This is a genomic window from Enterobacter chuandaensis (assembly GCF_003594915.1).
GTDB lineage: Bacteria > Pseudomonadota > Gammaproteobacteria > Enterobacterales > Enterobacteriaceae > Enterobacter > Enterobacter chuandaensis.
Genome location: NZ_QZCS01000004.1, coordinates 365,170 through 387,033, shown reverse-complemented (window position 1 = coordinate 387,033; position 21,864 = coordinate 365,170). Strand labels below are relative to the sequence as shown.

The 21,864-nt window shown below is 53.4% G+C and carries 20 protein-coding genes and 1 pseudogene; 12 read left to right on the top strand and 9 right to left on the bottom strand.

The annotated features are described in order from the left end of the window. Positions 1-149: 149 nt before the first annotated feature. On the bottom strand, positions 150-3,245 hold the full coding sequence (locus D5066_RS09465; protein ID WP_119915787.1) for a multidrug efflux RND transporter permease subunit: 3,096 nt from the start codon (positions 3,243-3,245) through the stop codon (positions 150-152). A 229-nt stretch (positions 3,246-3,474) separates the two neighbouring features. After that, positions 3,475-3,861, bottom strand: coding sequence for a colistin resistant protein CrrC (gene crrC / locus D5066_RS09460; protein ID WP_165853337.1), 387 nt, complete (start codon positions 3,859-3,861; stop codon positions 3,475-3,477). Positions 3,862-4,132: 271 nt separating this feature from the next. Here crrC and D5066_RS09455 point away from each other — a divergent pair, with 271 nt between their 5' ends. Both D5066_RS09455 and D5066_RS09450 read left to right on the top strand, forming a co-directional pair. After that, positions 4,133-4,837, top strand: coding sequence for a response regulator (locus tag D5066_RS09455; protein WP_119915785.1), 705 nt, complete (start codon positions 4,133-4,135; stop codon positions 4,835-4,837). Beyond that, positions 4,834-5,899, top strand: a pseudogene (locus D5066_RS09450) (ATP-binding protein). The gene D5066_RS09455 and the pseudogene D5066_RS09450 overlap by 4 nt, the downstream one beginning before the upstream one ends. A 14-nt stretch (positions 5,900-5,913) precedes the next feature. Here the strand turns inward: D5066_RS09450 and D5066_RS09445 are convergent. The 7 genes from D5066_RS09445 to pspF form a co-directional block, all read right to left on the bottom strand. Next, complete coding sequence (locus D5066_RS09445) at positions 5,914-6,828, bottom strand: ATP-grasp fold amidoligase family protein (RefSeq protein ID WP_119915784.1); 915 nt, start codon at positions 6,826-6,828, stop codon at positions 5,914-5,916. Between the two features lie 162 nt (positions 6,829-6,990). Then, entirely contained in the window at positions 6,991-7,797 is an 807-nt protein-coding gene (sapF, locus tag D5066_RS09440) for a putrescine export ABC transporter ATP-binding protein SapF (protein WP_080329299.1), read from the bottom strand. Position 7,798: 1 nt separating this feature from the next. Continuing rightward, positions 7,799-8,791, bottom strand: coding sequence for a putrescine export ABC transporter ATP-binding protein SapD (gene sapD, locus D5066_RS09435; RefSeq protein WP_047958816.1), 993 nt, complete (start codon positions 8,789-8,791; stop codon positions 7,799-7,801). Further along, a complete protein-coding gene (sapC, locus tag D5066_RS09430) occupies positions 8,791-9,681 on the bottom strand; it encodes a putrescine export ABC transporter permease SapC (RefSeq protein ID WP_119915783.1) in 891 nt (296 codons plus the stop codon). The genes sapD and sapC overlap by 1 nt, the downstream gene beginning before the upstream one ends. Then, a complete protein-coding gene (sapB, locus tag D5066_RS09425; RefSeq protein ID WP_119915782.1) occupies positions 9,668-10,633 on the bottom strand; it encodes a putrescine export ABC transporter permease SapB in 966 nt (321 codons plus the stop codon). The genes sapC and sapB overlap by 14 nt, the downstream gene beginning before the upstream one ends. Beyond that, a complete protein-coding gene (gene sapA / locus D5066_RS09420) occupies positions 10,630-12,270 on the bottom strand; it encodes an ABC transporter substrate-binding protein SapA (RefSeq protein WP_119915781.1) in 1,641 nt (546 codons plus the stop codon). Before sapA ends, sapB begins: the two co-directional genes overlap by 4 nt. 88 nt (positions 12,271-12,358) lie before the next feature. Further along, entirely contained in the window at positions 12,359-13,336 is a 978-nt protein-coding gene (pspF, locus tag D5066_RS09415) for a phage shock protein operon transcriptional activator (RefSeq protein WP_080329295.1), read from the bottom strand. 166 nt (positions 13,337-13,502) lie between these two features. On the opposite strand from pspF, the gene pspA reads away from it, so the two are divergent. The 10 genes from pspA (at position 13,503) to ycjR (ending at position 21,864) form a co-directional block, all read left to right on the top strand. After that, entirely contained in the window at positions 13,503-14,171 is a 669-nt protein-coding gene (gene pspA / locus D5066_RS09410) for a phage shock protein PspA (protein WP_119915780.1), read from the top strand. A 53-nt stretch (positions 14,172-14,224) separates the two neighbouring features. After that, positions 14,225-14,449: an envelope stress response membrane protein PspB gene (gene pspB, locus D5066_RS09405; protein WP_080329293.1), complete on the top strand. Its 225-nt coding sequence runs from the start codon at positions 14,225-14,227 to the stop codon at positions 14,447-14,449. Then, positions 14,449-14,808, top strand: a complete 360-nt coding sequence (pspC, locus tag D5066_RS09400; protein ID WP_061098018.1) for an envelope stress response membrane protein PspC — start codon at positions 14,449-14,451, stop codon at positions 14,806-14,808. Before pspB ends, pspC begins: the two co-directional genes overlap by 1 nt. Before the next feature lie 12 nt (positions 14,809-14,820). Then, entirely contained in the window at positions 14,821-15,045 is a 225-nt protein-coding gene (pspD, locus tag D5066_RS09395) for a phage shock protein PspD (protein ID WP_080329292.1), read from the top strand. Between the two features lie 194 nt (positions 15,046-15,239). Next, the gene (locus tag D5066_RS09390; RefSeq protein ID WP_119915779.1) at positions 15,240-16,937 is read left to right on the top strand and encodes a sugar phosphorylase; all 1,698 of its coding nucleotides are present in this window, start codon (positions 15,240-15,242) and stop codon (positions 16,935-16,937) included. Positions 16,938-16,950: 13 nt separating this feature from the next. Beyond that, positions 16,951-18,243: an ABC transporter substrate-binding protein gene (locus D5066_RS09385; protein WP_119915778.1), complete on the top strand. Its 1,293-nt coding sequence runs from the start codon at positions 16,951-16,953 to the stop codon at positions 18,241-18,243. Positions 18,244-18,265: 22 nt separating this feature from the next. Then, positions 18,266-19,147 (top strand): carbohydrate ABC transporter permease, encoded by an 882-nt coding sequence (locus tag D5066_RS09380; RefSeq protein WP_119915777.1) that lies wholly within the window; start codon positions 18,266-18,268, stop codon positions 19,145-19,147. Then, complete coding sequence (locus D5066_RS09375; protein ID WP_119915776.1) at positions 19,134-19,976, top strand: carbohydrate ABC transporter permease; 843 nt, start codon at positions 19,134-19,136, stop codon at positions 19,974-19,976. The genes D5066_RS09380 and D5066_RS09375 overlap by 14 nt, the downstream gene beginning before the upstream one ends. A 29-nt stretch (positions 19,977-20,005) precedes the next feature. Further along, on the top strand, positions 20,006-21,058 hold the full coding sequence (ycjQ, locus tag D5066_RS09370) for a D-guloside 3-dehydrogenase (RefSeq protein ID WP_119915775.1): 1,053 nt from the start codon (positions 20,006-20,008) through the stop codon (positions 21,056-21,058). 17 nt (positions 21,059-21,075) lie between these two features. After that, on the top strand, positions 21,076-21,864 hold the full coding sequence (ycjR, locus tag D5066_RS09365; RefSeq protein WP_119915774.1) for a 3-dehydro-D-guloside 4-epimerase: 789 nt from the start codon (positions 21,076-21,078) through the stop codon (positions 21,862-21,864).

The following is a 21,864-nucleotide window of genomic DNA, read 5'->3' as shown; positions in this document are numbered from 1 at the left end:
GTCACGCTATTTCTTGCCGATCTCCGAAGACGAATGCACCAAAAGGTGAGGCGCGGGCTGGCAGGGGCTCAAAATTTCAGCATTCGTCCAGTATATCACCCGGCAGCAGCTTCGCCTCATCCAACCAGCAAGGTTCCGCTCAGCGGTATTCACACTTTCCTGGTGTTTTCAACGAAACGCGCAACAACAATAAAAAATACCGGGACGAAGAAGATCGCGAGAAGCGTGCCGCTAATCATGCCGCCAAACACCCCGGTGCCGATAGCGTGCTGCGTGCTGTCACTCGCGCCACGCGCCAGCATCAGTGGCACCACGCCTAACGTAAAGGCTAACGATGTCATCAGAATAGGGCGCAGACGAAGGCTTGCGGCCTGTATCGTTGCCGCCAGCAGGGATTGTCCTTCCCGATGGAGCTGCTTTGCAAACTCGACAATCAGAATGGCGTTCTTGGCGGACAGGCCTATCAGGGTAATAAGACCGACCTTAAAGAAAACATCATTCGTCATGCCCGCAACGGAGACGGCAACTACCGCACCGATAAGCCCCAGGGGAACGACCAGCATGACCGCAAAGGGAATTGACCAGCTCTCATACAGAGCGGCGAGCACCATGAACACGACCAGTATCGACAGAACGATCAGACCCGGGAGTTGAGATTCGGATTTTCTCTCCTGCAATGAACTCCCGGCCCACTCGCCGGCCATCCCCTGCGGTAAATCCCGTGACAACGTCTCCATAACCTTCATTGCGGTACCGCTGGATGTGCCCGGGGCCGCACTGCCGGTAATGCGGATAGCAGAATATCCCTGATAACGCGTCAATTGCTGCGGCGCAACGTTCCAGGAAAGCATTGCAAATGTAGAGACTGGCACCATCTGCCCCATACGGTTTTTTACCGATAATTTCGGGATCTGCTCAGGCTGCATGCGGTAAGGGGCATCGGCCTGAATAATGACCTGCTGAACGCGGCCGTTGTTGGTGTAGTCATTAACGTAGTTCGACCCCATGGTGACCGAGAGCGTCTGGTTGATTTCATCAAATGAAACGCCCAGCGCTTCCGCTTTTTCCCGGTCAATCTGAAGGGCCAGGCTTGTTCCTTCCGGCAGACCGTCTATATACACGTCACTCAGTTCAGGACGTTGATTAGCCTTCACAACCAGCGCATCGGCCGCTCTCTTTAACGCTCCATAGCCCAGTCCCGCCCTGTCCTGTACGTACCAGGTGAAGCCTGAGGAGGTGCCCATATCCGAAATGGCTGGCGGGAGAAGGCTCATCGTGACGGCATCAGAGAAGTTAGCCATGCTGGCCTGTATATGGTCGGCTTCATTCTGTGCGGTAGAACCCTGCCGATCTTTCCAGTCCTTCAGCGTGGTGAAGGCCATGGCCGAATTCGGTCCCGAGCCTGAAAACCCGAATCCCAAAATCATAATGTTGCTTTCAATATCCGGCCGGGTCGCAATTTCCTCTTCAAATTTTTTCACTACTTTCAGGGTGCGCTGCATGGTGGCATCGGAAGGCAGCTGAATGGAGGACATAAAATAGCCTTGATCTTCATCCGGAAGAAAGGACGAGGGCAGCGAAGAAAGCCCAAAAAACAGCGCAGCACAAAGCGCAACGTACAGCAGCAGCATACGCCCGGTTCGTCTGAGTACCGTGCCCAGCCCGGATTCGTACCACGTCGTGAGGGTACGAAAGCGGGCGTTAAACCCTGCCGCGAACCCGCCACCACCGTGCTTTGCTGCGCTGTGAGGCTTAAGTAGCGTCGCGCAAAGCGCGGGGGTAAGCGTGAGGGCAAGAAATGCCGACAACAGTATGGATACCGCCATGGAAATACAAAATTGTCGATAAATAATCCCGACGGATCCTTCGGCGAAACCCATGGGAATAAAGACGGCGGTAAGCACCAGCGTGATCCCGATAATTGCCGGCGTGATTTCATTCATCGCCTCCCGGGTCGCATCGCGCGGAGAGAGTTGTTTTTCTTCCATCAGGCGCTCGACGTTCTCCACGACCACAATAGCGTCATCTACGATAATCCCAATCGCCAGAACCATGCCGAACATGGTCAGAATATTGATGGAGTATCCACTCAATAGCATCACCGTGAAGGTGCCAAGCAGTGCGACGGGGGCAACAATCGCCGGGATAAGCGTACAGCGTATCTTATGCAGAAACAGCAGCATCACGAGGAAGACCAGGACCATCGCTTCAACAAACGTCTGCACCACCTTCATGATGGAGAGCTTCACAAAAGGCGCGGTATCAAAGGGAACCGTAAACGTCATTCCTTCCGGCAACACCTGAGAAAGTTCGTCGATGCGCGCGCGTACGCCTGCAGCCGTGCTCATCGCATTGGCGCCAGGTGATAGCTGGACTGCCGCAGCCGTTGCGGGCAGCCCATTTTCGCGGATACCGAAAGCGTAGCTTTGCAGGCCGGACTCAATGCGCGCGACGTCGGACAGCTTCAGCCTTGCACCGGACGCTTCTGATTTCAGGGTAATATTCCTGAAAGCCTCTACGGAAGTGAGCTGCCCCTTCACGGTGATCGGATACGTTACGCCTTGCCCTTCAGATGCCGGTTCATCTCCCGTTTTGCCGGGCGAAACCAGGGCATTTTGCTGGCCAACAGCGGTAAGAACATCGCTCACCGAAAGTCCGTAGCTATGAAGCTTCATCGGGTCCAGCCAGATGCGCAGCGCTTTTTCGCCACCAAACAGCTGAATTTTCCCTACTCCAGGTACGCGGCGAAGCTCGTCGCTCACGTGCCGGGCAAAATAATCGCTTAAGTCGGCTTCCTCAAATTTACCGGTTGCGGACTTCAGCCCCACCATCATTAAAAATCCGGAATTGGCCGCCTCGACATTGATACCATTTTGCCTGACCGCCTGTGGCAAACGCGGTTCAACAATTTTGATCTGGTTCTGAAGGTCCATCTGCGCCAGCTTGATGTCCGTGCCGGGCTTAAAGGTCACGGTAATAGACGCAGAACCGGTTGTGTCACTGGACGATTCGAAGTAGAGCAGATTATCGACGCCAGATATTTCGCGCTCAATTAACGACACCACCGATGTATTCATAATATCGGGGCTGGCGCCCGGGTAGGTGACAGAAATAATGATCCCTGGCGGTGCCACCGCCGGATACTGTGCAACCGGCAGTCGGGGGATAGACAATACGCCCGCCAGGACGATAAAAAGCGCCACTACCCAGGCGAAAACGGGACGTTCAATAAAAAAATGAGGCATTAATTTAACTTCCAGATACGTGAATTTCGTCGTCGGTTGATACGCGCTTGCCGATACCCCTGAGGAGAACGACGGTTATTAGTAAGGTTCATCATTATGGGTAACGGGTATGTGGCTATTTCAGTGAGTTATTTTTGTTCAAAGTGGTGTGGTGGAAAGTCTACAACTCGCCTGTTTAGCGGACATGGGCGGTTTATGGAGAGAGTGTGGAGCGAAACAACGCGGTTGTTTATATCATTCTCATGATGAGGTACAGCGGTGAACCGCCAAAAAAGAGAATTAAATAACACTCATAGTAAAACACCAGATCGTTAAAATCTGGCGTAGCGTTCAGCAGCACAGTGAACGTAATAATGAGATAAACAAAAATCACCATTAGCCAGAAGGCGATGAGTAATAATTCTGTGAACGCGCCTGCTTTGTTTTGTATTATCAGAGAGACAACCGAAAGGGCAATGCAGCCATAGATAATGGGGGAAGAGGGTAGCGTTGCGGCGACTTTTTCATCCATTTTATGCATCAGTACCAGCCAGGTATAAAGTAATCCCCACGATAGCAGCAGGAAGAGAGAAAATATGCAGATTTTTTTAGGAGAGAAGTATTTCGAAAGTTCCATGCTCATTATCTCAACCAAATTCAGAAAGCCTTTACGCGTCGAGGGTATTTACCACGTTAAACGGAAGACGGTTTAACTCCGAATAACTATTGTGGACTGACATTGTCGAGTCTTTATTGACGGAATGTGTAGGCTGTATGGAGAAATTGCCGGGCGCTTAAATTAATTCAGGAAATTTTCACGGCCACGGCACTTTTTCCCGGAGCCTGTGTCTTATTGCGCTAAAGATATCTGATAGCGTGCTCAAAGGGATTTTACCCGCGGAGATAAAATGAACAAAAATACTCTAACCCTTGTTGTTGAAGATGAAAACGAAATTGCCGATATACTGATGAGTTACTTAGAGCGTTCTGGGATGAAAACGCTGAGAGCCCGACAGGGCGAGCAGGCGATAGCGCTCAATCGACTCCATAAACCGGATCTTATCTTGCTGGATATCCATCTGCCCGTATGCGATGGCTGGAGCGTACTCACGACGCTCCGTCAGGAAAGTTCTGTGCCCGTCATTATGGTGTCCGCACTCGATCAGGACGTGGATAAACTGATGGGGCTGAGGCTTGGCGCGGATGATTACGTCATCAAACCTTTCAACCCTTCCGAAGTGGTCGCGCGGGTTGAAGCCGTGCTGCGCAGAACCAGACCCGCTCTCCAGCAGGCGGAGGCCGCGCCTCTCAGGACGACTTTTATTACGGTCTATCCGGACGATTTCTACGTTGAGGTCACCGTGGGCGCAGAAGTGGTCTCGCCAGTATTAACGACCACGGAATTTAAGCTTCTGACTTATCTGGTGAGATTCCCGCGAAAGGTCTGTTCCCGCGAAGAGTTACTCAACGCGTGTCTGCCGGAAGGCGATGCGCTCGACAGAACGGTAGACAGCCATATGAGTAAGCTGCGTAAAAAGCTGGAGCTTGCAGGCCTTTATGGCGTTCCTGAAAGCATCAGGGGGATGGGCTATCGGCTTGGGGAGAAAAAATGAACAGAGACTCTGTCCTGAGTCGACAGATCTTAACGTATATGCTGTTGCTGACGTTTATGATCATTGCCATTGTGGTACTGGGCTCCTGGTTTTTTTACTCGTTTATTCTCGATCACCTCCCCGGCGGTGCCGCTGCGGGTGATGACGAGCAAATGACGATGTGGGACTGGGTGTGGATCGGGACCGCGACAACAATCAGTCTGATAATTGCGATATTTTTAACGATAAAACTTTCTTCGCGAATACTCACCCCGTTAAACGCGGTAGCGTCCAGCCTGAGAAAAATTTCTCAGGGCCAGCTGGACGCCCGGGCTTATTGCGCCAGTTCCCGGCTGGGAGAGGTCAATCATCTGGTCACAGATTTCAATGAAATGGCGGAAAAACTCCAGACGCTGGATATTCAGAGGAAATCCTGGAATGCCGCCATTGCCCATGAGCTGAGAACCCCGGTCACGATTTTACGCGGGCGGCTTCAGGGGCTGGTTGACGGCGTTTTTGAGCCGGATCCGCTGCTTTTTAATAATCTTCTCAAGCAGACTGAGGGGTTAACCCGTTTGATTGAAGATCTTCGGGTCATCAGCTCTGACGGCGGGGCGGGTTACACGTTGTATAAATCCAGAACGGACCTCAAAAGGCACAATCCAGGATGCGCTTGATACTTTCATGCCCGAGTTCAAACGCAACCAGTTTGCGATTAAGACAGAATTAAGGGAACAGCGATGCGTATTCGATCCATTACGCATTAATCAGTGTCTGGCCGTTCTGTTTGACAACGCATTACATTATTCAACTTCGCGGAAACTCATCGTAAAAAATGGCGTCTCTGATAAAGGCAATTATATCCTTATTCAGGACGGCGGGCCGGGCATCCCAAGGGAATTTCATGATTACTTATTTCAGCCCTTCCAGCGGGATAATGGTGCCAGAGATGTGAATCCTGAAGGATGTGGTCTAGGCTTATCGGTGGTAAAAGCCATCATGCTGGCTCATGGTGGCGATGTAACGTATACCTTATCGAAGCAAAACCACTCCATTTTCAAACTGACCTGGCCCGACGCCTGAGCCCTGGCGGCAGGTCAGCCTGGCCTGCCCGCCGATAGCGTTAACTGCCATATATCGCCTAATTTTGTATCCCAATCCAGAGGGGTAATACGCAGTTTGCCCCGTTTTGGGCTTAAGGTTATTTCACTGAAGTAAATTTCATCGCTTTTCAACATGAGGTCAACGCGGCAGTAGTCAAGACCCTTCGCCAGCTCCTGAGCGGCCAGCAAAGCCTCACGGAACAATTTCGGCTCGCCGGGCGCAACTGGTGTATTAGGATATTCCATCTGGAAGGGCTGTAAATTCCAGTATCGGTCGTAAACGTTGATAAACTCTCTGCCGCGGTCATCCGTATAATCGGCCTCAACATAGTGTGCGACGCCGTGAAAACAGTGAATTCGCAGCATTTCCGGCGTGCTGTTCCTGTCCGCATTATTGAAAAGATCGACATAAGGCTCACACAATATAACGGGTGTAATATTTTTGTACTGCCACTCACGCGTGGTGTAATACAAATTCTTCTTTAATGCGAGAGTGATCTTTTTTCGGGCCTGCCGGTAATTGAACTGATCTTTGTTTGTACAGATTATTGTGCTACCACTGTCATGATTGCACTTAAGGACGAATTGATCGGGCAGTGTTGAAAAATCAATATGCGAAAACCTGCGGTATACCCCAATCAAAGGCACCGCTTTTACGCGCGTTGTTCTGGACGCAACGTATTCGCGGACGGCGAGTTTATCGGCAAGCATTGTATAGAGATTATTATGGTCATAAACCAGGCGATGACATATTTTTTCACTCAACGTAGTGGGTGATTTAATGTCAGGGGTTCTGCCTGATGTCTTTTTGAGTCTTGCAGTATGAAAATTCAGGTCCGTCATGAAATATGAGCGGCATTTTCTGATGAGATACTCTGTGTATTTTAGAACATAAGTGGTGGTGTTCATTTCTTCTCCTCCGTAATGTTCCGGTATTCTGGAGAAGAACTATTGAATGATATTGCTTAAAATGTGGAGCAGGGATGGAGACAAAAAAATAAAAGGATTAAATAGCGCACGCAGGCTATTTAATCCTTATTTGAGCGAAGCAATCTGTGTTTACCGCCGCGCTTAACGGTCTTTTCTCCATGCATCAGCCGTCAACGCTTCACCAAAATGACCGGCAATCAGCCTTTTCGTCAGCTCATGAAGCGGGGAGGCCATCACATCCGCGGTGCTGCCGCGCTCGACGACTTCCCCCTGGTGCATGACCATTACCTGGTCGCTGATGTGTTTCATCATCCCCAGATGCTGAGTGACGTAGATATAGGAGATACCCTGCTTTTCCTGTAATTCGAGCATCAGGTTAATCAGCTGCGAACGCATCGACATATCCAGCGAGGCCAGGGCTTCGTCAGCAACGATCACTTTCGGACGTAAAATCAACGCGCGTGCCAGACCGAGACGCTGTTTCTGCCCGGGAGCCAGCATATGCGGGTAGTAGCTTTCGTGGTCCGGCAGCAGCCCAACCATGCGCAGGGTTTCAACAATGCGCTTACGGCGCGCCTCTGGCTCCAGGTCGGTGTTCAGCCGCAGCGGAAAATCGAGGATCTGCGAAATGCGCTGGCGTGGATTTAGCGAGGTTGACGGATCCTGGAAAATCATACGGATGCGCTGGCTACGGAACGAGTAATCACCAAAGTGCAGAGGATGATCGTCAATCAACACTTCTCCGGCGGTGGGCTCGACCATGCCGGCAAGCATCTTCGCCAGGGTGGATTTCCCGGAGCCGTTTTCACCAATGATCGCCAGCGTCTGCTTTTCACGCAGCGTAAAGCTCAGGGGTTTAACCGCTTCGACCGTCTGACGATGAAACAGGCCCGTACGATAGCGAAAGGTCTTACTCAGGTTGCGGACTTCCAGCAAGGTTTCGACCATTTCACTCTCTCTCCATGTTCAGCGGGAAATGACAGGCGTAAAGATGATTTTTGGCGCCGGTCAGGCGCGGCGTCTCGATACATTTACGCTGAGCATACGGACAACGCGGCCCCAGACGACAACCTATCGGCAACGATTCCAGCAGCGGAATCGCTCCGGGCAGGGTATTCAGGCGGCTCTTATGCGGCATGGCGCTGCCAAAATCGGGAATGGCGCGGATAAGCGCCTGCGTGTACGGATGGTGTGGAGCGGTGATCAGGTCTTCGCTGGGAGCAGTTTCGACCGTTTGTCCGCAGTACATCACGTCAATTTTATCCGCCCACTTGCTCAGCATTTGCAGGTCATGGCTGATCAGCAAAATGGTGGTGTTGTTATTCTGATTCAGCCGCGACAGCAGGCGGAAAATTTGCGCCTGAGTGGTCGGCTCCATCGCGTTCGTCGGCTCATCTGCAATCAGCAAACGCGGCTGATTGGCCAGCGCGATGGCAATCATCACTTTCTGACACTCGCCGTCCGTCAATTCATACGGGAAGCTGCGCATCGCGTCTTTGTGATCTTTGATCCCAACGCGGTGCAACAGCTCGATGGCGCGGCGTTTGCGCCAGCCGAAACGCTGCCACCAGCGGCCTTTATAGGTCCAGCCGGGGATGTTCTGCATCAGCTGTTTGCCCACGCGCTCGGACGGATCGAGACAGGACTGTGGCTCCTGAAAGATCATCGAGACGTTATGGCCGACCAGTTTGCGACGCTCGCGAGGGGAGAGGCGCAGCAGGTCGATATCGTCAAACCGCATACGGTCGGCGGTCACGCGCCAGTTGTCTTTTGCCACGCCGCAGATGGCCTTAGCGATCAGGCTTTTCCCCGAGCCGGATTCGCCTACCAGCCCGCGAATCTCGCCCTCGGCGAGGGTGATACTGATGCGGTCGACGGCTTTAACCCAGCCTTCACCGGTTTTAAACTCGATGGTGAGGTTGCGAATATCAAGAAGCGGCATTATTGCACCCCCGCGTTAATTGCACGGCGAATACCGTCGCCCAGCAGGTTGATCAGCAACACGCTTACCATAATCGCCGCTCCCGGCAGCATAACCGTCCACGGCGCCACGTAGATCAACTCCAGCGCGTCACCGAGCATCGCACCCCATTCAGGGGACGGCAACTGTGCGCCGAGGTCAAGGAAGCCGAGCGCAGCGATGTCCAGGATCGCCATCGACAGGGCGCGGGTGATCTCGGTGACCAGCCCGGCGGCGATGTTCGGCAGAACGGCAAACCAAAGAATATTGAAGGTTGTCGCACCGTCCAGACGGGCCGCAACGACATACTCTTTTTCCAGCTCGTCGTGCACCATGCTGTAAACCGAGCGCACGATGCGGGGCAGGATAGCCAGCCAGACGGCGAACATGGCGTGCGACAGATGCGGACCGGCAAAGGCAACCACAATGATCGCCAGCAGCAGAGACGGAATCGACAGTAGCGTATCCAGAATATGGTTCAGCACCGCCGAGCGCAGGCCATGCGTGGAGCCCGCGAAAATCCCCAGGCCCAGTCCGCAAATCGTCGCCGCGAGGGTCACCACAAACGCGCCGCCCACCGTTGGGGCAGCACCGCTTAACAGGCGGCTCAACACGTCACGTCCGAGGTCGTCAGTGCCCAGGAAGAAAGAGACTTCGCCGTAGCGTGACCAGGAAGGCGGCAGCAGCTGATAGCCAAGGAACTGCTGGTCGATGCCGTAAGGCGCAAACCACGAGCCAAAGACGCAAAGCAATACCAGCCCGGCGCAGCCATAAAGGCCGATCATTGCCGTGGTATCACCATAGAATTTACGCCACACGGTACGTAGCGCACCGGGTGTGCGCTTTTCACTGTATACGCTATCGTAGGGCATACCATTCCTTATGCTTCAGAGGGTTAGCCATGGCACCCAGAATATCGGAAAACACGTTAACAATAATGACCAGCGAACCAATCACCATTACGCCTGCGGAAATCGCGGCGTAGTCCTGTTGGCGGATGGCGTTAATCAGCCAGCGTCCCAGCCCTGGCCAGCTAAAGACCATCTCAGTGATCATCGCCAGAGTGAGCATGGTGGAAAACTGTAATCCCAGACGCGGGATCACCGGCGGCAGGGCGTTGTGCAGGACATTGCGGCGCAGTATGGTCAGGCGCGACAATCCGCGCGTGGCGGCGGCTTTGACGTAGTTCTGGTCAAACACTTCGATGGTGCTAAGGCGCATCAGGCGGATCACTTCGGTGGTGGGTGCAACCGCCAGCGTCAGCACCGGCAATACCATATGGCGCAGGGCGCTGACGATCATCTCATGACGCCACACGGAGTCGGACAGCCACGCGTCAATGATGGCAAAACCCGTCACCGTTTTAACCGTATAGAGCAGATCAAAACGGCCAGAGACCGGTAGCCAGCCCATTGTCAGAGAGAAGAACAGCGTCAGCAGGAGCGCGAGCCAAAAGACCGGTATGGAGAAGCCGAGCAGGGCGAGGGCGCTGATAAACTTATCCTGCCATTTGTTGCGGTAGATCCCGGCCAGCATGCCCACGGGAATGCCCACCATCAGGGCAAAGCCGAAGGCCAGAATGCACAGCTCCATTGTCGCCGGGAACACCTCTTTCAGCTGTTGAGAGATAAGCTGCCCGTTAATGCTGGACACGCCGAAATCCCAGTGCAGCAGACCGTTAAACCAGAACAGCCAGGCATCCCACAGCGATGACCCCTGAAGCGGGGCGTGCGGCGTGAAGTAGCTCAGGCTGAAGCCAACGAAGGTCAGCAGAAAGAGCGTCACCAGCAGCAGCAGGAGTCGACGTAAGGTAAAAATAATCATGGTTTTTTCACCTCTTGTTCTTTTTCGCGCGACACGCCGGCGAACGAGGCGTTGCCAAACGGGCTCAGCACCAGACCTTTAATATCATAGCGATAGGCCTGGAGGCGCAGGGAAGAGGCCAGCGGCAGCACGGGTAATTCCTGTGCGAGGATCTTCTGCGCTTCATCGTAAGCGTCGATGCGCGAGGCCAGCTGTTGGGAAGAGAGCGCTTTTTGCAGCACGGCGTCGAACTCCCGGTTACACCAGTGGGCGTAGTTGGTCTGCGAGTTAATCGCAGCGCAGCTCAGCAGCGGCCGGAAGAAGCTGTCCGGGTCGTTACTGTCGGTCGCCCAGCCGGTCAGGGTTAAATCATGATTCATGTCCATCAGGCGCGCCTCCTGGAAACGGCCCTCAACCGGTACGATAATCACTTTGACGCCTACCTGCGCCATATCCGCCTGCAGCAGCTCGGCGGTTTTCAGCGGGCTGGGGTTCCACGCCTGGGAACTGGTGGGCACCCAAAGCTGGAGCGTCAGGTTTTCCGCACCCAGCGCTTTAAGCTGCTCACGCGCCTTTGCCGGATCGTACTCCGTAATTTTAGCCTCACCGTCATAGGCCCACGAGGCGCGCGGTAAAATAGAGGCGGCGGTTTCCGCCGTACCGTAGTAGATCGACTGCATCAGACGCTGGTTGTTGATTGCCAGCGCCAGGGCGTGACGAACGGCAGGGTTGTTCAGCGGCGGCTTATCGGTGTTAAACGCGAGGTATGCGATGTTCATTCCCGGGCGTAACGTCAGGCGCAGGCGCGGATCGTCGCGCAAAATGGTGAGCTGGCTGGCGGCAGGCCAGGCGAGCACATCGCATTCCCCGGTCAGCAGTTTTGACAAACGTCCCGTTCCGCCTGAACCGAGATCGACCACCACCTGCGGCATCAACGGCGTACCGCGCCAGAAATGTTCATGGCGCTGCAGGCGAATATATTGCCCCGCGCGGTATTCGGCCAGCTGGAACGGGCCGGTACCCACCGGCTGACGGTCGAGCAGCTCCTGACGATCTTTTTTCGTCAGCTTCGCCGCGTATTCAGCAGACATGACGGAGGCATAGTGGGTCGCCAGATGCCAGAGGAAAGAGGCATCCGGGCGCGTCAGGGTAAACTCAACCGTCCGGTTATCGAGCTTGCGCACGCTTTTCACGGTGTCGGCAAACTGCAGGCTGTCGAAATAGGGGAAGTTACTGCCGTTAACGTTATGCCACGGGTGGTTGCGGTTAAAGATTCGCTGGAAGGTGAAGACCACGTCATCCGCGTTCAGCTTGCGCGTGGGGGTAAACCACGGCGTGCGCTGAAACGCGACATCGTCGCGCAGGCGAAAACGGTAGGTTGCACCGTTGTCCAGCACTTCCCAGCTTTCCGCCAGCTCAGGCACCAGGCGGTAGGTGTACGGGTCAACATCAAGTAGACGGTCATACAGCTGTGCAGCAAGCGTATCCACAATCAGGCCGCTGCCCGCTTTCTGCGGGTTGAAGGTATCCACCTGGCCGCTCACGCAATAGACGAAGCCGCTGTCGCGAATGTCGGGCTGCGGCGTTTGGCCGGGCGCGGCAAACGCCTGGCTGCTGAACAGACCGAGTGCAAATAAGGACGATAAAACCAGACGCATAATTTTTAAGGTTTTTAGGTTCGATCTGCAAAGTGTATCGCACTTACGCCTGCTTCGTAAAAATGTCTGCGGGTAAGTGCCGATATTGTCAGCGCATTTGATGCTTTTTAAGCAATGCCCGTAACTGATGGTAGGTCAGGCCCAGGAGTTCAGCTGCCCGTTTCTGGTTATATTTCGCCGCTTTCAGGCTCTGCTCCAGCAACTGTTGCTCCTGCTCGTGCTGGAACTGGCGCAAATCAAGGGGAAGCGCGGGAGTATCGCCTGATGATGACGGGGAGGAAACCGGCGGCAGACTGCGCTGAAAAGGGTCGATAATAATATTGTCCAGTTCCGTCTCGCTGCTGCCGTGGCGGTAAACAGAACGCTCCACAACGTTTTTCAGTTCGCGAATATTCCCCGGCCAGTGGTAAGCCAGCAGCGTCTCCTGCGCATGATCGCTGAAGCCAGGGAAGAGCGGCAGACCGAGCTCGCGGCACATCTGAATCGCAAACTGATCGGCGAGCAGCATAATGTCGCTTCTTCGCTCGCGCAGCGGCGGAAGCTGAACGACGTCAAAGGCCAGGCGGTCAAGAAGGTCGGCACGGAATTTTTCTTCTGCCACCATCTCCGGCAGATTGGCGTTGGTGGCGCACACCAGACGTACGTTTACCTGTAGAGGCTGGCTGCCGCCGACGCGTTCCAGTTCGCCGTACTCAATCACGCGTAGCAGTTTTTCCTGCACCAGCATCGGCGCGGTGGCGAGTTCATCAAGGAACAGGGTGCCGCCGTCGGCGCGCTCAAACCGCCCCGGGTGGCGTTTCTGAGCGCCAGTAAACGCGCCCGCTTCGTGGCCGAACAGCTCGGTGTCGAGCAGGTTTTCATTCAGCGCCGCACAGTTCAGCGAAATAAAGGGGCCGTCCCAGCGTCCGGATAAATAATGCAGACGGTTAGCAATCAATTCCTTACCCGTACCGCGCTCGCCGATTATCAGCACCGGTTTGTTGAGCGGAGCGAGGCGAGAGACCTGTTCGAGCACCTCAAGAAAGCTGTTTGCTTCACCGAGTAAATTGTCTTTGTATCCAGCCATGATGAAATTAACCACTCCTTAGCGATATTCACCAGGTTAGCATAGTTCTGTGATGAGTAAAAATCAATCACGCTGAATAAAATCAATAAGATATAAAACTGGCACGGGAATTGTATTATCGATACAGCAGGGCATAGCCCGATAACAGAACTATGAGGATTTGATTATGGGTATTTTTTCTCGTTTTGCCGACATCGTGAACGCCAACATCAACTCACTGCTGGAGAAAGCGGAAGATCCGCAGAAGCTGGTGCGCCTGATGATTCAGGAGATGGAAGACACGCTGGTTGAAGTGCGTTCTACCTCCGCCCGCGCGCTGGCTGAGAAAAAACAGTTAACGCGCCGTATTGAGAAGGCGACCGCCCAGCTCAATGAATGGCAGGAAAAAGCAGAGCTCGCGCTGCGCAAAGATAAAGAAGATCTGGCTCGCGCGGCGTTAATTGAAAAGCAGAAGCTGGCGGACATGATCGCTACGCTTGAGCATGAAGTGACGCTGGTAGATGACACGCTTATCCGCATGAAGAAAGAGATTGGTGAGCTTGAGAACAAACTGAGCGAAACCCGCGCACGTCAGCAGGCGCTGACCCTGCGTCACCAGGCGGCAAGCTCCTCCCGCGACGTGCGTCGTCAGCTGGACAGCGGCAAGCTGGATGAGGCGATGGCGCGTTTTGAATCCTTTGAACGTCGTATCGATCAGATGGAAGCGGAAGCAGAGAGCCACAGCATTGGTAAGCAAAAGTCGCTGGATCAGCAGTTTGCTGACCTGAAAGCGGACGATGCCATCAGCGAGCAGCTGGCGGCATTGAAAGCCAAAATGAAGCAAGATAACCAATAATAAAGCTGCGGCACCTGAGCGTGCCGCTAAGCATCCTAAGACAAGGAGTACACATGAGCGCGCTTTTTCTGGCCATTCCCCTGACGATTTTCGTGCTGTTTGTTTTGCCGATTTGGCTATGGCTTCACTACAGCAACCGTTCTTCAGGGAACGATTTATCCCAGAGTGAACAACAACGTCTGGCCCAGCTTACCGAACAGGCAAACAAGATGCGCGACCGCATTCAGGCGCTGGAAGCAATCCTGGATGCAGAACATCCAAACTGGAGGGACCGTTAATGTCGGGACTGAATCTGAACAAAAAATTGTGGCGAATTCCGCAGCAGGGCATGGTGCGTGGTGTCTGTGCCGGGCTGGCCCATTATCTTGACGTTCCGGTAAAACTGGTGCGTGTGGTCACTGTGCTGTCGATATTCTTCGGTCTGGCGTTTATCACCTTCGTCGCCTACATCGTGCTGTCGTTTGTCCTTGACCCAATGCCGGAAGGTGAGCTGGCCGCAGAAAGCGCCCCTACCAGTAACGATCTTCTCAATGCGGTGGACGATCAGCTGGCTGCCGGGGAGAAGCGGTTACGTGAGATGGAGCGTTATGTCACCTCCGATACCTTTACGCTGAGAAGTCGTTTTCGTCAGCTTTAAGAGAGAAAATACATGAAACAAAACTGGCAACAGGCCGGTCAGAAGGTAAAACCCGGCCTGAAAATCGCAGGTAAACTGGTTCTGATGACGGCGTTACGTTACGGCCCGGCAGGTGTGGCGGGTTGGGCGATCAAATCTGTTGCCCGCAAACCGATCAGAATGTTGCTGGCCGTGGCGCTCGAACCTCTGCTGCAGAAAGCGGCGAAACGGCTGTCACGCCGCTATTTATCCCGGTAAATCTCGCTCGCGTTAGCCCTTTCTCCTCCTGAGAGGGGCTAACGGCCATTCCCGTTTTTTCGCCTGTTACCTCACTTTTTTTGCGGCAGCTCACATTACTGCACAGAGCTGCTTTGCAATTGTCTTTTTCAGCCTCCCGTTCCGTTGACAGATATTTTTCAGGAGAGTAGATTGCCCGTCGTGGGACCGCTACCATGGAAAATAATGTGAACGCAAAAATTAAAAATCTTATCAATCATATTTACGGTGAATCATTTTCTGAAGCACATTTTAAAGTATTATTAACAAAGCTCGAACAAGCCGCCGTTGATATTACAGAAAAACGTAAAACAGGATGGGATGAAAAAGATGTTGTCCTGATCACCTATGCCGATCAGTTCTCCGCGAAAGGGGAGAAAGCCCTGCCGGTATTTACCCGTTTTTATAATGAGTGGCTTGCGCGTACGTTTTCCCATGTCCACCTTTTGCCTTTTTATCCGTGGTCATCTGATGACGGCTTTTCCGTTATTGATTACCACGCTGTTGCGCCCGAAACCGGAACCTGGCGAGATGTGGCTGAATTAAAACAGTCTGCCAGCTTAATGTTTGATTTTGTGTGCAACCATATGTCAGCAAAAAGTGAATGGTTTGCTAATTATCTGGCGCAGAAACCGGGCTACGAAGATTTCTTTATTTCAGTCGATCCTGAAACTGATTTATCGGCAGTAACGCGTCCTCGCGCATTACCACTGCTGACGCCTTTTACACTGCATGACGGCAGCGTACGTCATCTGTGGACCACCTTCAGTGATGATCAGATCGATCTCAACTTCGCCTCACCTCAGGTGCTGATTGCGATGGTTGACGTCCTGCTTCATTACCTTGCGGAAGGGGCGCGTTATATCCGTCTGGATGCCGTCGGGTTTATGTGGAAAATCCCAGGAACAAGCTGCATCCATCTGGAACAGACGCATTGCCTTATTCAGCTTTTCCGCGCGATTACTGAACTCGTGGCGCCGGGAACGGTGATCATTACCGAGACGAATGTCCCGCACAAAGACAATATCTCCTACTTCGGTGACGGTGAAAACGAAGCCCAGATGGTCTATCAGTTCTCCTTACCGCCGCTGGTGCTGCATGCTGTTCACCGTCAGGATGTCAACGCCCTCTGCCAGTGGGCAGGGTCGCTGGCGCTGCCTTCGACAAAAACGACCTGGTTCAACTTCCTGGCCTCTCACGACGGTATCGGTCTGAATCCGCTACGCGGCATTCTTCCGGAATCAGAAATCCTTTCACTGGTCGAAAAACTTCAGCAGGAAGGTGCGCTGGTCAACTGGAAAAATAACCCTGACGGAACGCGCAGCCCTTACGAAATTAACGTGACCTATCTGGACGCGTTAAGTTCGCAAAACAGTTCGGATGATGAACGCATTGCGCGATTTATTCTGGCGCATGCCGTACTGTTAAGTTTTCCTGGTGTTCCAGCTATTTATATTCAAAGCATTCTTGGTTCCCGTAACGATTACGAAGGCGTCGAGCGTCTTGGATATAACCGCGCAATAAACCGGAAGAAATACACTGCCGGTCAGGTTGACCAGGAACTCAATACTACGAATAGTATTCGTCATAAAATTTATTCTCGCTTAAGCGAGCTTGTTGCGGTCCGTCGCGGGGAACGTGCATTCCATCCTGATAGTCAGGCATTATTTGAATCCCTGGATGAACAAATTCTTAAAATTATTCGCGTGGCGGAAAATGGCGAGAGAATTACAGCGCTGTTTAATTTTAGTAATAACGTTCATACCGTTAATGAAGAAACGCTAAACGGTACGGAATTGCTATCAGGACAAGCTGTTAGCGGTAAGGAACTGACCCTCAATCCATGGCAGGTTATGTGGATTAAAGAAAACTAAAAAGGACCCTGAAATGAAAATGCCCAAAATTGTGCTGTTATCAGCACTGGTTTCGTGCGCCCTGTTATCAGGCTGTAAGGATGACAAACCTTCTACTGTCACCATCGAGTTTATGCACTCATCGGTAGAGCAGGAGCGTCAGGCAGTTATTACGAAACTGATCGAAAAATTCGAGAAAGAGAACCCTGGCATCACCGTGAAGCAGGTGCCGGTAGAAGAGGATGCCTACAACACCAAAGTGATTACGCTCGCCAGGACGGGCGCGCTGCCTGAGGTGATTGAAATCAGCCATGATTACGCGAAAGTCATGGACAAAGAGCAACTGCTGGATCGCAACGCAATCGGCGAGGTCATTAAAGCGGTAGGCGAAAATACCTTCTATGACGGGATCCTGCGCGTGGTGCGCACAGAAGACGGCACCGCCTGGACGGGAGTACCAATGAGTGCCTGGCTGTCCGGCGTCTGGTATCACAAAGATGTGCTTGCCGCTGCGGGCATTGAGGAACCGCATAACTGGGAACAACTGCTTAACGCCAGTCAGAAACTGAGCGACCCGGCCAATAAACATTACGGTATTGCGCTACCTACCGCAGAAAGCGTGATGACCGAGCAGGCATTCTCCCAGTTTGCGCTGTCCGGCGGCGCGAACGTTTTTGACGCCAACGGGAACGTTGAAATTGATACCCCTGAAATGGCGAAAGCGCTGACGCTCTATAAAGCGCTGGCCGCGACCACCATGCCGGGCTCGAACGACGTCATGGAGATCAAAGATGCCTTCATGAACGGTTCTGCACCGATGGCCGTCTATTCCACCTACATCCTGCCAGCGGTATTCCAGGACGGGAACCCAGCCAACCTTGGCTTTGTCGTTCCGACAGAAAAATCCTCTGCCGTTTACGGCATGGTTACCTCCCTGACGATCACCACCGGTCAAACTGACGATGAAACTCAGGCGGCTGAAAAGTTTGTCACCTGGATGGAGCAAGCTCAAAACGCAACCGACTGGGTCATGATGTCGCCAGGCGCGGCGCTGCCGGTGAACAAGCTGGTGGTGGGTACGGATACCTGGAAAAACAACGACGTGATTAAAGCGTTTGGCCAGCTGCCTTACGAGCTGATCGCCCAGTTCCCGAACGTGCAGGTATTTGGTGCGGTAGGGGATAAAAACTTCACGCGCATGGGCGATGTAACAGGGTCCGGCATTATCAGCTCCATGGTGCATAACGTCACGGTGGGTAAACAAGATCTCAGCGCCACGCTTAGCAATAGCCAGAAGCGACTGACTGACCTGATTTCACAACGATAGGAGCGCTCTGCGGAAGGAAATTATGAAGACGTTGTTTTCTGGTCGTTCAGATATGCCTTTCGCCATGCTGCTGTTGGCCCCCAGCCTGATTTTGCTGGGGGGCCTGGTGGCCTGGCCAATGATTTCCAATATTGAAATCAGTTTCTTACGTCTGCCGCTTAACCCGCGTATTGATGCGGTGTTCGTCGGCCTGGATAACTACATCCGCATTCTTGGGGATGCTGCGTTCTGGCACTCGCTGTGGATGACGTTCTGGTATACGGCGCTGGTCGTGCTCGGCAGTACCGGGCTGGGGCTTGCCGTCGCCATCTTCTTTAACCGTGAGTTCCGTCTGCGGAAAACGGCGCGTTCGCTGGTGATTTTATCCTATGTAACGCCGTCTATTTCCCTGGTGTTTGCCTGGAAATACATGTTCAACAACGGCTACGGGATTGTGAACTATCTGGGCGTCGATCTGCTGCATCTTTATGACCAGGCACCGCTGTGGTTCGACAACCCTGGCAGCAGTTTTGTGCTGGTGGTGCTGTTCGCCATCTGGCGCTACTTCCCGTATGCCTTTATCTCATTCCTGGCGATTTTACAGACCATTGATAAATCGTTGTACGAAGCGGCAGAGATGGACGGAGCCAACGCCTGGCAGCGTTTTCGTATCGTCACGTTGCCTGCCGTCATGCCGGTGCTGGCAACGGTGGTGACGCTGCGAACCATCTGGATGTTCTACATGTTTGCGGATGTCTACCTGCTGACCACCAAGGTCGATATTTTGGGCGTCTATCTCTACAAAACCGCGTTTGCTTTCAACGATTTGGGCAAAGCGGCGGCAATCTCTGTGGTGCTGTTCGTGATCATCTTTGCTGTGATCCTGCTGACCAGAAAAAGGGTAAACCTCAATGGCAACAAATAAACGCATGCTGGGCCGTATTGGTTTTTATCTCGGGCTGGCGGTATTTCTGATTATCACGCTGTTCCCGTTCTTCGTGATGCTGATGACGTCGTTCAAAAGCGCGAAAGAGGCGATATCGCTGAACCCGACGATTCTGCCGCAGGCATGGACGTTTCAGCATTACGTCGACATCTTTAACCCGCTGATCTTCCCGTTTGTGGACTACTTCCGCAACAGCATGGTGGTGTCGCTGACGTCGTCGGTCATTGCGGTGTTTCTCGGTACGCTGGGCGCTTATGCGTTGTCCAAACTGCGTTTTAAAGGACGCACGACGATCAACGCGAGCTTCTATACCGTCTATATGTTCTCCGGGATTTTGCTGGTGGTACCGCTGTTCAAAATCATCACCGCGCTCGGCATTTATGACACCGAAATGGCGCTGATCATCACCATGGTGACCCAGACGCTGCCGACGGCGGTATTCATGCTGCGCAGCTATTTCGACACCATTCCGGACGAAATAGAAGAGGCGGCGATGATGGATGGTCTGAACCGTCTGCAAATCATCTTCCGTATTACCGTGCCGCTGGCGATTTCCGGTCTCGTGTCGGTGTTTGTTTACTGCTTCATGGTGGCGTGGAACGACTACCTGTTTGCCTCCATTTTCCTGTCCAGTGCCAGCAACTTTACCTTGCCGGTCGGGCTGAACACGCTCTTTAGCACGCCAGATTATATCTGGGGTCGCATGATGGCGGCATCACTGGTGACGGCGCTTCCGGTGGTCATCATGTACGCACTCTCTGAACGTTTTATTAAAAGTGGTTTGACCGCCGGTGGCGTCAAGGGCTAAGGCGGCCAATTTTTTATCAGGAGCAAGTTATGAAGAAGTTAGTTGCGACAGCGCCACGCGTAGCGGCGCTGGTGGAATATGAAGATCGTGCTGTTGAAGCACATGAAGTGAAAATTCGCGCCCGCTTTGGCGCACCGAAGCACGGCACCGAAGTCGTGGATTTCCGCGCGGCAAGCCCGTTTATTGATGAAGAGTTCAACACGGAGTGGCAGATGTTCACCCCGCGTGAAGAGGGCGCAGCGCGCGGTATCGAATTCGGTAAATTCCAGCTGGGCAACATGATCGTTGGCGACATTGTTGAATGTGGCGCAGACGTGACGGAATACCAGGTCGGCGACAGCGTCTGCTGCTACGGTCCGCTGCAGGAGACGGTGATCGTTAACGCGGTTAATAACTATAAGCTGCGCAAAATGCCGCAGGGCGCGTCCTGGAAAAACGCCGTTTGCTACGATCCGGCGCAATTCGCCATGAGCGGCGTGCGTGATGCCAACGTTCGCGTAGGGGATTTCGTTGTGGTTGTGGGTCTGGGCGCGATTGGTCAGATTGCCATCCAACTGGCGAAAAAAGCCGGAGCGTCAGTCGTAATCGGCGTCGATCCTATTGAACACCGCTGCGAGATCGCGCGCCGTCACGGTGCCGATCACTGCCTGAACCCAATCGGTACCGACGTTGGCCTGGAAATTAAGAAGCTGACCGGCAAGCAGGGCGCGGACGTGATCATCGAAACCAGCGGTTTTGCCGATGCGCTGCAGTCTGCTCTGCGCGGGCTCGCCTACGGCGGAACCATCTCCTACGTGGCTTTTGCCAAACCGTTTGCGGCGGGCTTCAACCTTGGCCGCGAAGCGCATTTCAACAACGCGAAGATTGTCTTCTCCCGCGCCTGCAGCGAACCCAACCCGGACTACCCGCGCTGGAGCCGCAAGCGTATCGAAGAGACCTGCTGGGAATTGCTGATGAACGGTTATCTGAACTGTGAAGATCTGATCGACCCGGTCGTGACCTTCGCCACCAGCCCGGAAAGCTATATGACGTATGTCGATCAGCACCCGGAACTCAGTATCAAAATGGGCGTCACTTTTTAAGCTAAGGACAGCAAATCATGAAGATCGCAACACAAAACCAGGCCTTTTTCCCGACCAACATCATGGAAAAATTCGAGTACATCAAAGCGATGGGCTTTGATGGCTACGAAATTGATGGCCGCCTGCTGGTGGAAAACCTCGATGAAGTAAAAGCCGCTATCAAGGCCACTGGCCTGCCGGTAACAACCGCGTGCGGCGGATACGATGGCTGGATCGGTGATTTCATCGAAGAGCGCCGTCTGAACGGGTTACAGCAGATCGAACGCATTCTGGAAGCGCTGGCCGAAGTGGGCGGAAAGGGCATTATCGTGCCTGCCGCATGGGGGATGTTTACTTTCCGTCTGCCGCCAATGACCTCTCCACGCAGCCTGGACGGTGACCGCAAAGCCGTAAGCGCCTCCCTTCGCTGGCTGGATGACGCGGCCGCGCGCACCGGCACCACCGTCTACCTGGAGCCGCTGAACCGCTATCAGGATCATATGATCAACACCCTGGCTGACGCGCGTCGTTATATCGAAGAGAACGGCTTGAAGCACGTGCAGATCATCGGTGATTTCTATCATATGAACATCGAAGAAGACTCGCTGACGGATGCGCTGCATCAGAACCGCGATCTGCTGGGCCATGTGCACATCGCGGATAACCACCGCTACCAGCCGGGCAGCGGCAGCCTTGATTTTGCCAGCCTGTTCGATCAGCTGCGTGCCGATAGCTATCAGGGTTATGTCGTGTATGAGTGCCGCGTTCGCGCCGAGGATCCGGCTCAGGCTTATCAGGACTCCCTCACTTATTTGCGTGAATGCTAA

Bases quoted from the DNA above. Each gene is read 5' to 3' on its own strand.
- D5066_RS09465 (WP_119915787.1), bottom strand. From the start codon at position 3,245: ATGCCTCATTTTTTTATTGAACGTCCCGTTTTCGCCTGGGTAGTGGCG.
- sapC (WP_119915783.1), bottom strand. From the start codon at position 9,681: ATGCCCTACGATAGCGTATACAGTGAAAAGCGCACACCCGGTGCGCTA.
- D5066_RS09445 (WP_119915784.1), bottom strand. From the start codon at position 6,828: ATGAACACCACCACTTATGTTCTAAAATACACAGAGTATCTCATCAGA.
- ycjR (WP_119915774.1), top strand. From the start codon at position 21,076: ATGAAGATCGCAACACAAAACCAGGCCTTTTTCCCGACCAACATCATG.
- pspA (WP_119915780.1), top strand. From the start codon at position 13,503: ATGGGTATTTTTTCTCGTTTTGCCGACATCGTGAACGCCAACATCAAC.
- pspD (WP_080329292.1), top strand. From the start codon at position 14,821: ATGAAACAAAACTGGCAACAGGCCGGTCAGAAGGTAAAACCCGGCCTG.
- D5066_RS09375 (WP_119915776.1), top strand. From the start codon at position 19,134: ATGGCAACAAATAAACGCATGCTGGGCCGTATTGGTTTTTATCTCGGG.
- pspC (WP_061098018.1), top strand. From the start codon at position 14,449: ATGTCGGGACTGAATCTGAACAAAAAATTGTGGCGAATTCCGCAGCAG.
- ycjQ (WP_119915775.1), top strand. From the start codon at position 20,006: ATGAAGAAGTTAGTTGCGACAGCGCCACGCGTAGCGGCGCTGGTGGAA.
- pspF (WP_080329295.1), bottom strand. From the start codon at position 13,336: ATGGCTGGATACAAAGACAATTTACTCGGTGAAGCAAACAGCTTTCTT.
- sapD (WP_047958816.1), bottom strand. From the start codon at position 8,791: ATGCCGCTTCTTGATATTCGCAACCTCACCATCGAGTTTAAAACCGGT.
- crrC (WP_165853337.1), bottom strand. From the start codon at position 3,861: ATGGAACTTTCGAAATACTTCTCTCCTAAAAAAATCTGCATATTTTCT.
- sapA (WP_119915781.1), bottom strand. From the start codon at position 12,270: ATGCGTCTGGTTTTATCGTCCTTATTTGCACTCGGTCTGTTCAGCAGC.
- sapB (WP_119915782.1), bottom strand. From the start codon at position 10,633: ATGATTATTTTTACCTTACGTCGACTCCTGCTGCTGCTGGTGACGCTC.
- D5066_RS09385 (WP_119915778.1), top strand. From the start codon at position 16,951: ATGAAAATGCCCAAAATTGTGCTGTTATCAGCACTGGTTTCGTGCGCC.
- D5066_RS09455 (WP_119915785.1), top strand. From the start codon at position 4,133: ATGAACAAAAATACTCTAACCCTTGTTGTTGAAGATGAAAACGAAATT.
- pspB (WP_080329293.1), top strand. From the start codon at position 14,225: ATGAGCGCGCTTTTTCTGGCCATTCCCCTGACGATTTTCGTGCTGTTT.
- D5066_RS09380 (WP_119915777.1), top strand. From the start codon at position 18,266: ATGAAGACGTTGTTTTCTGGTCGTTCAGATATGCCTTTCGCCATGCTG.
- sapF (WP_080329299.1), bottom strand. From the start codon at position 7,797: ATGGTCGAAACCTTGCTGGAAGTCCGCAACCTGAGTAAGACCTTTCGC.
- D5066_RS09390 (WP_119915779.1), top strand. From the start codon at position 15,240: ATGGAAAATAATGTGAACGCAAAAATTAAAAATCTTATCAATCATATT.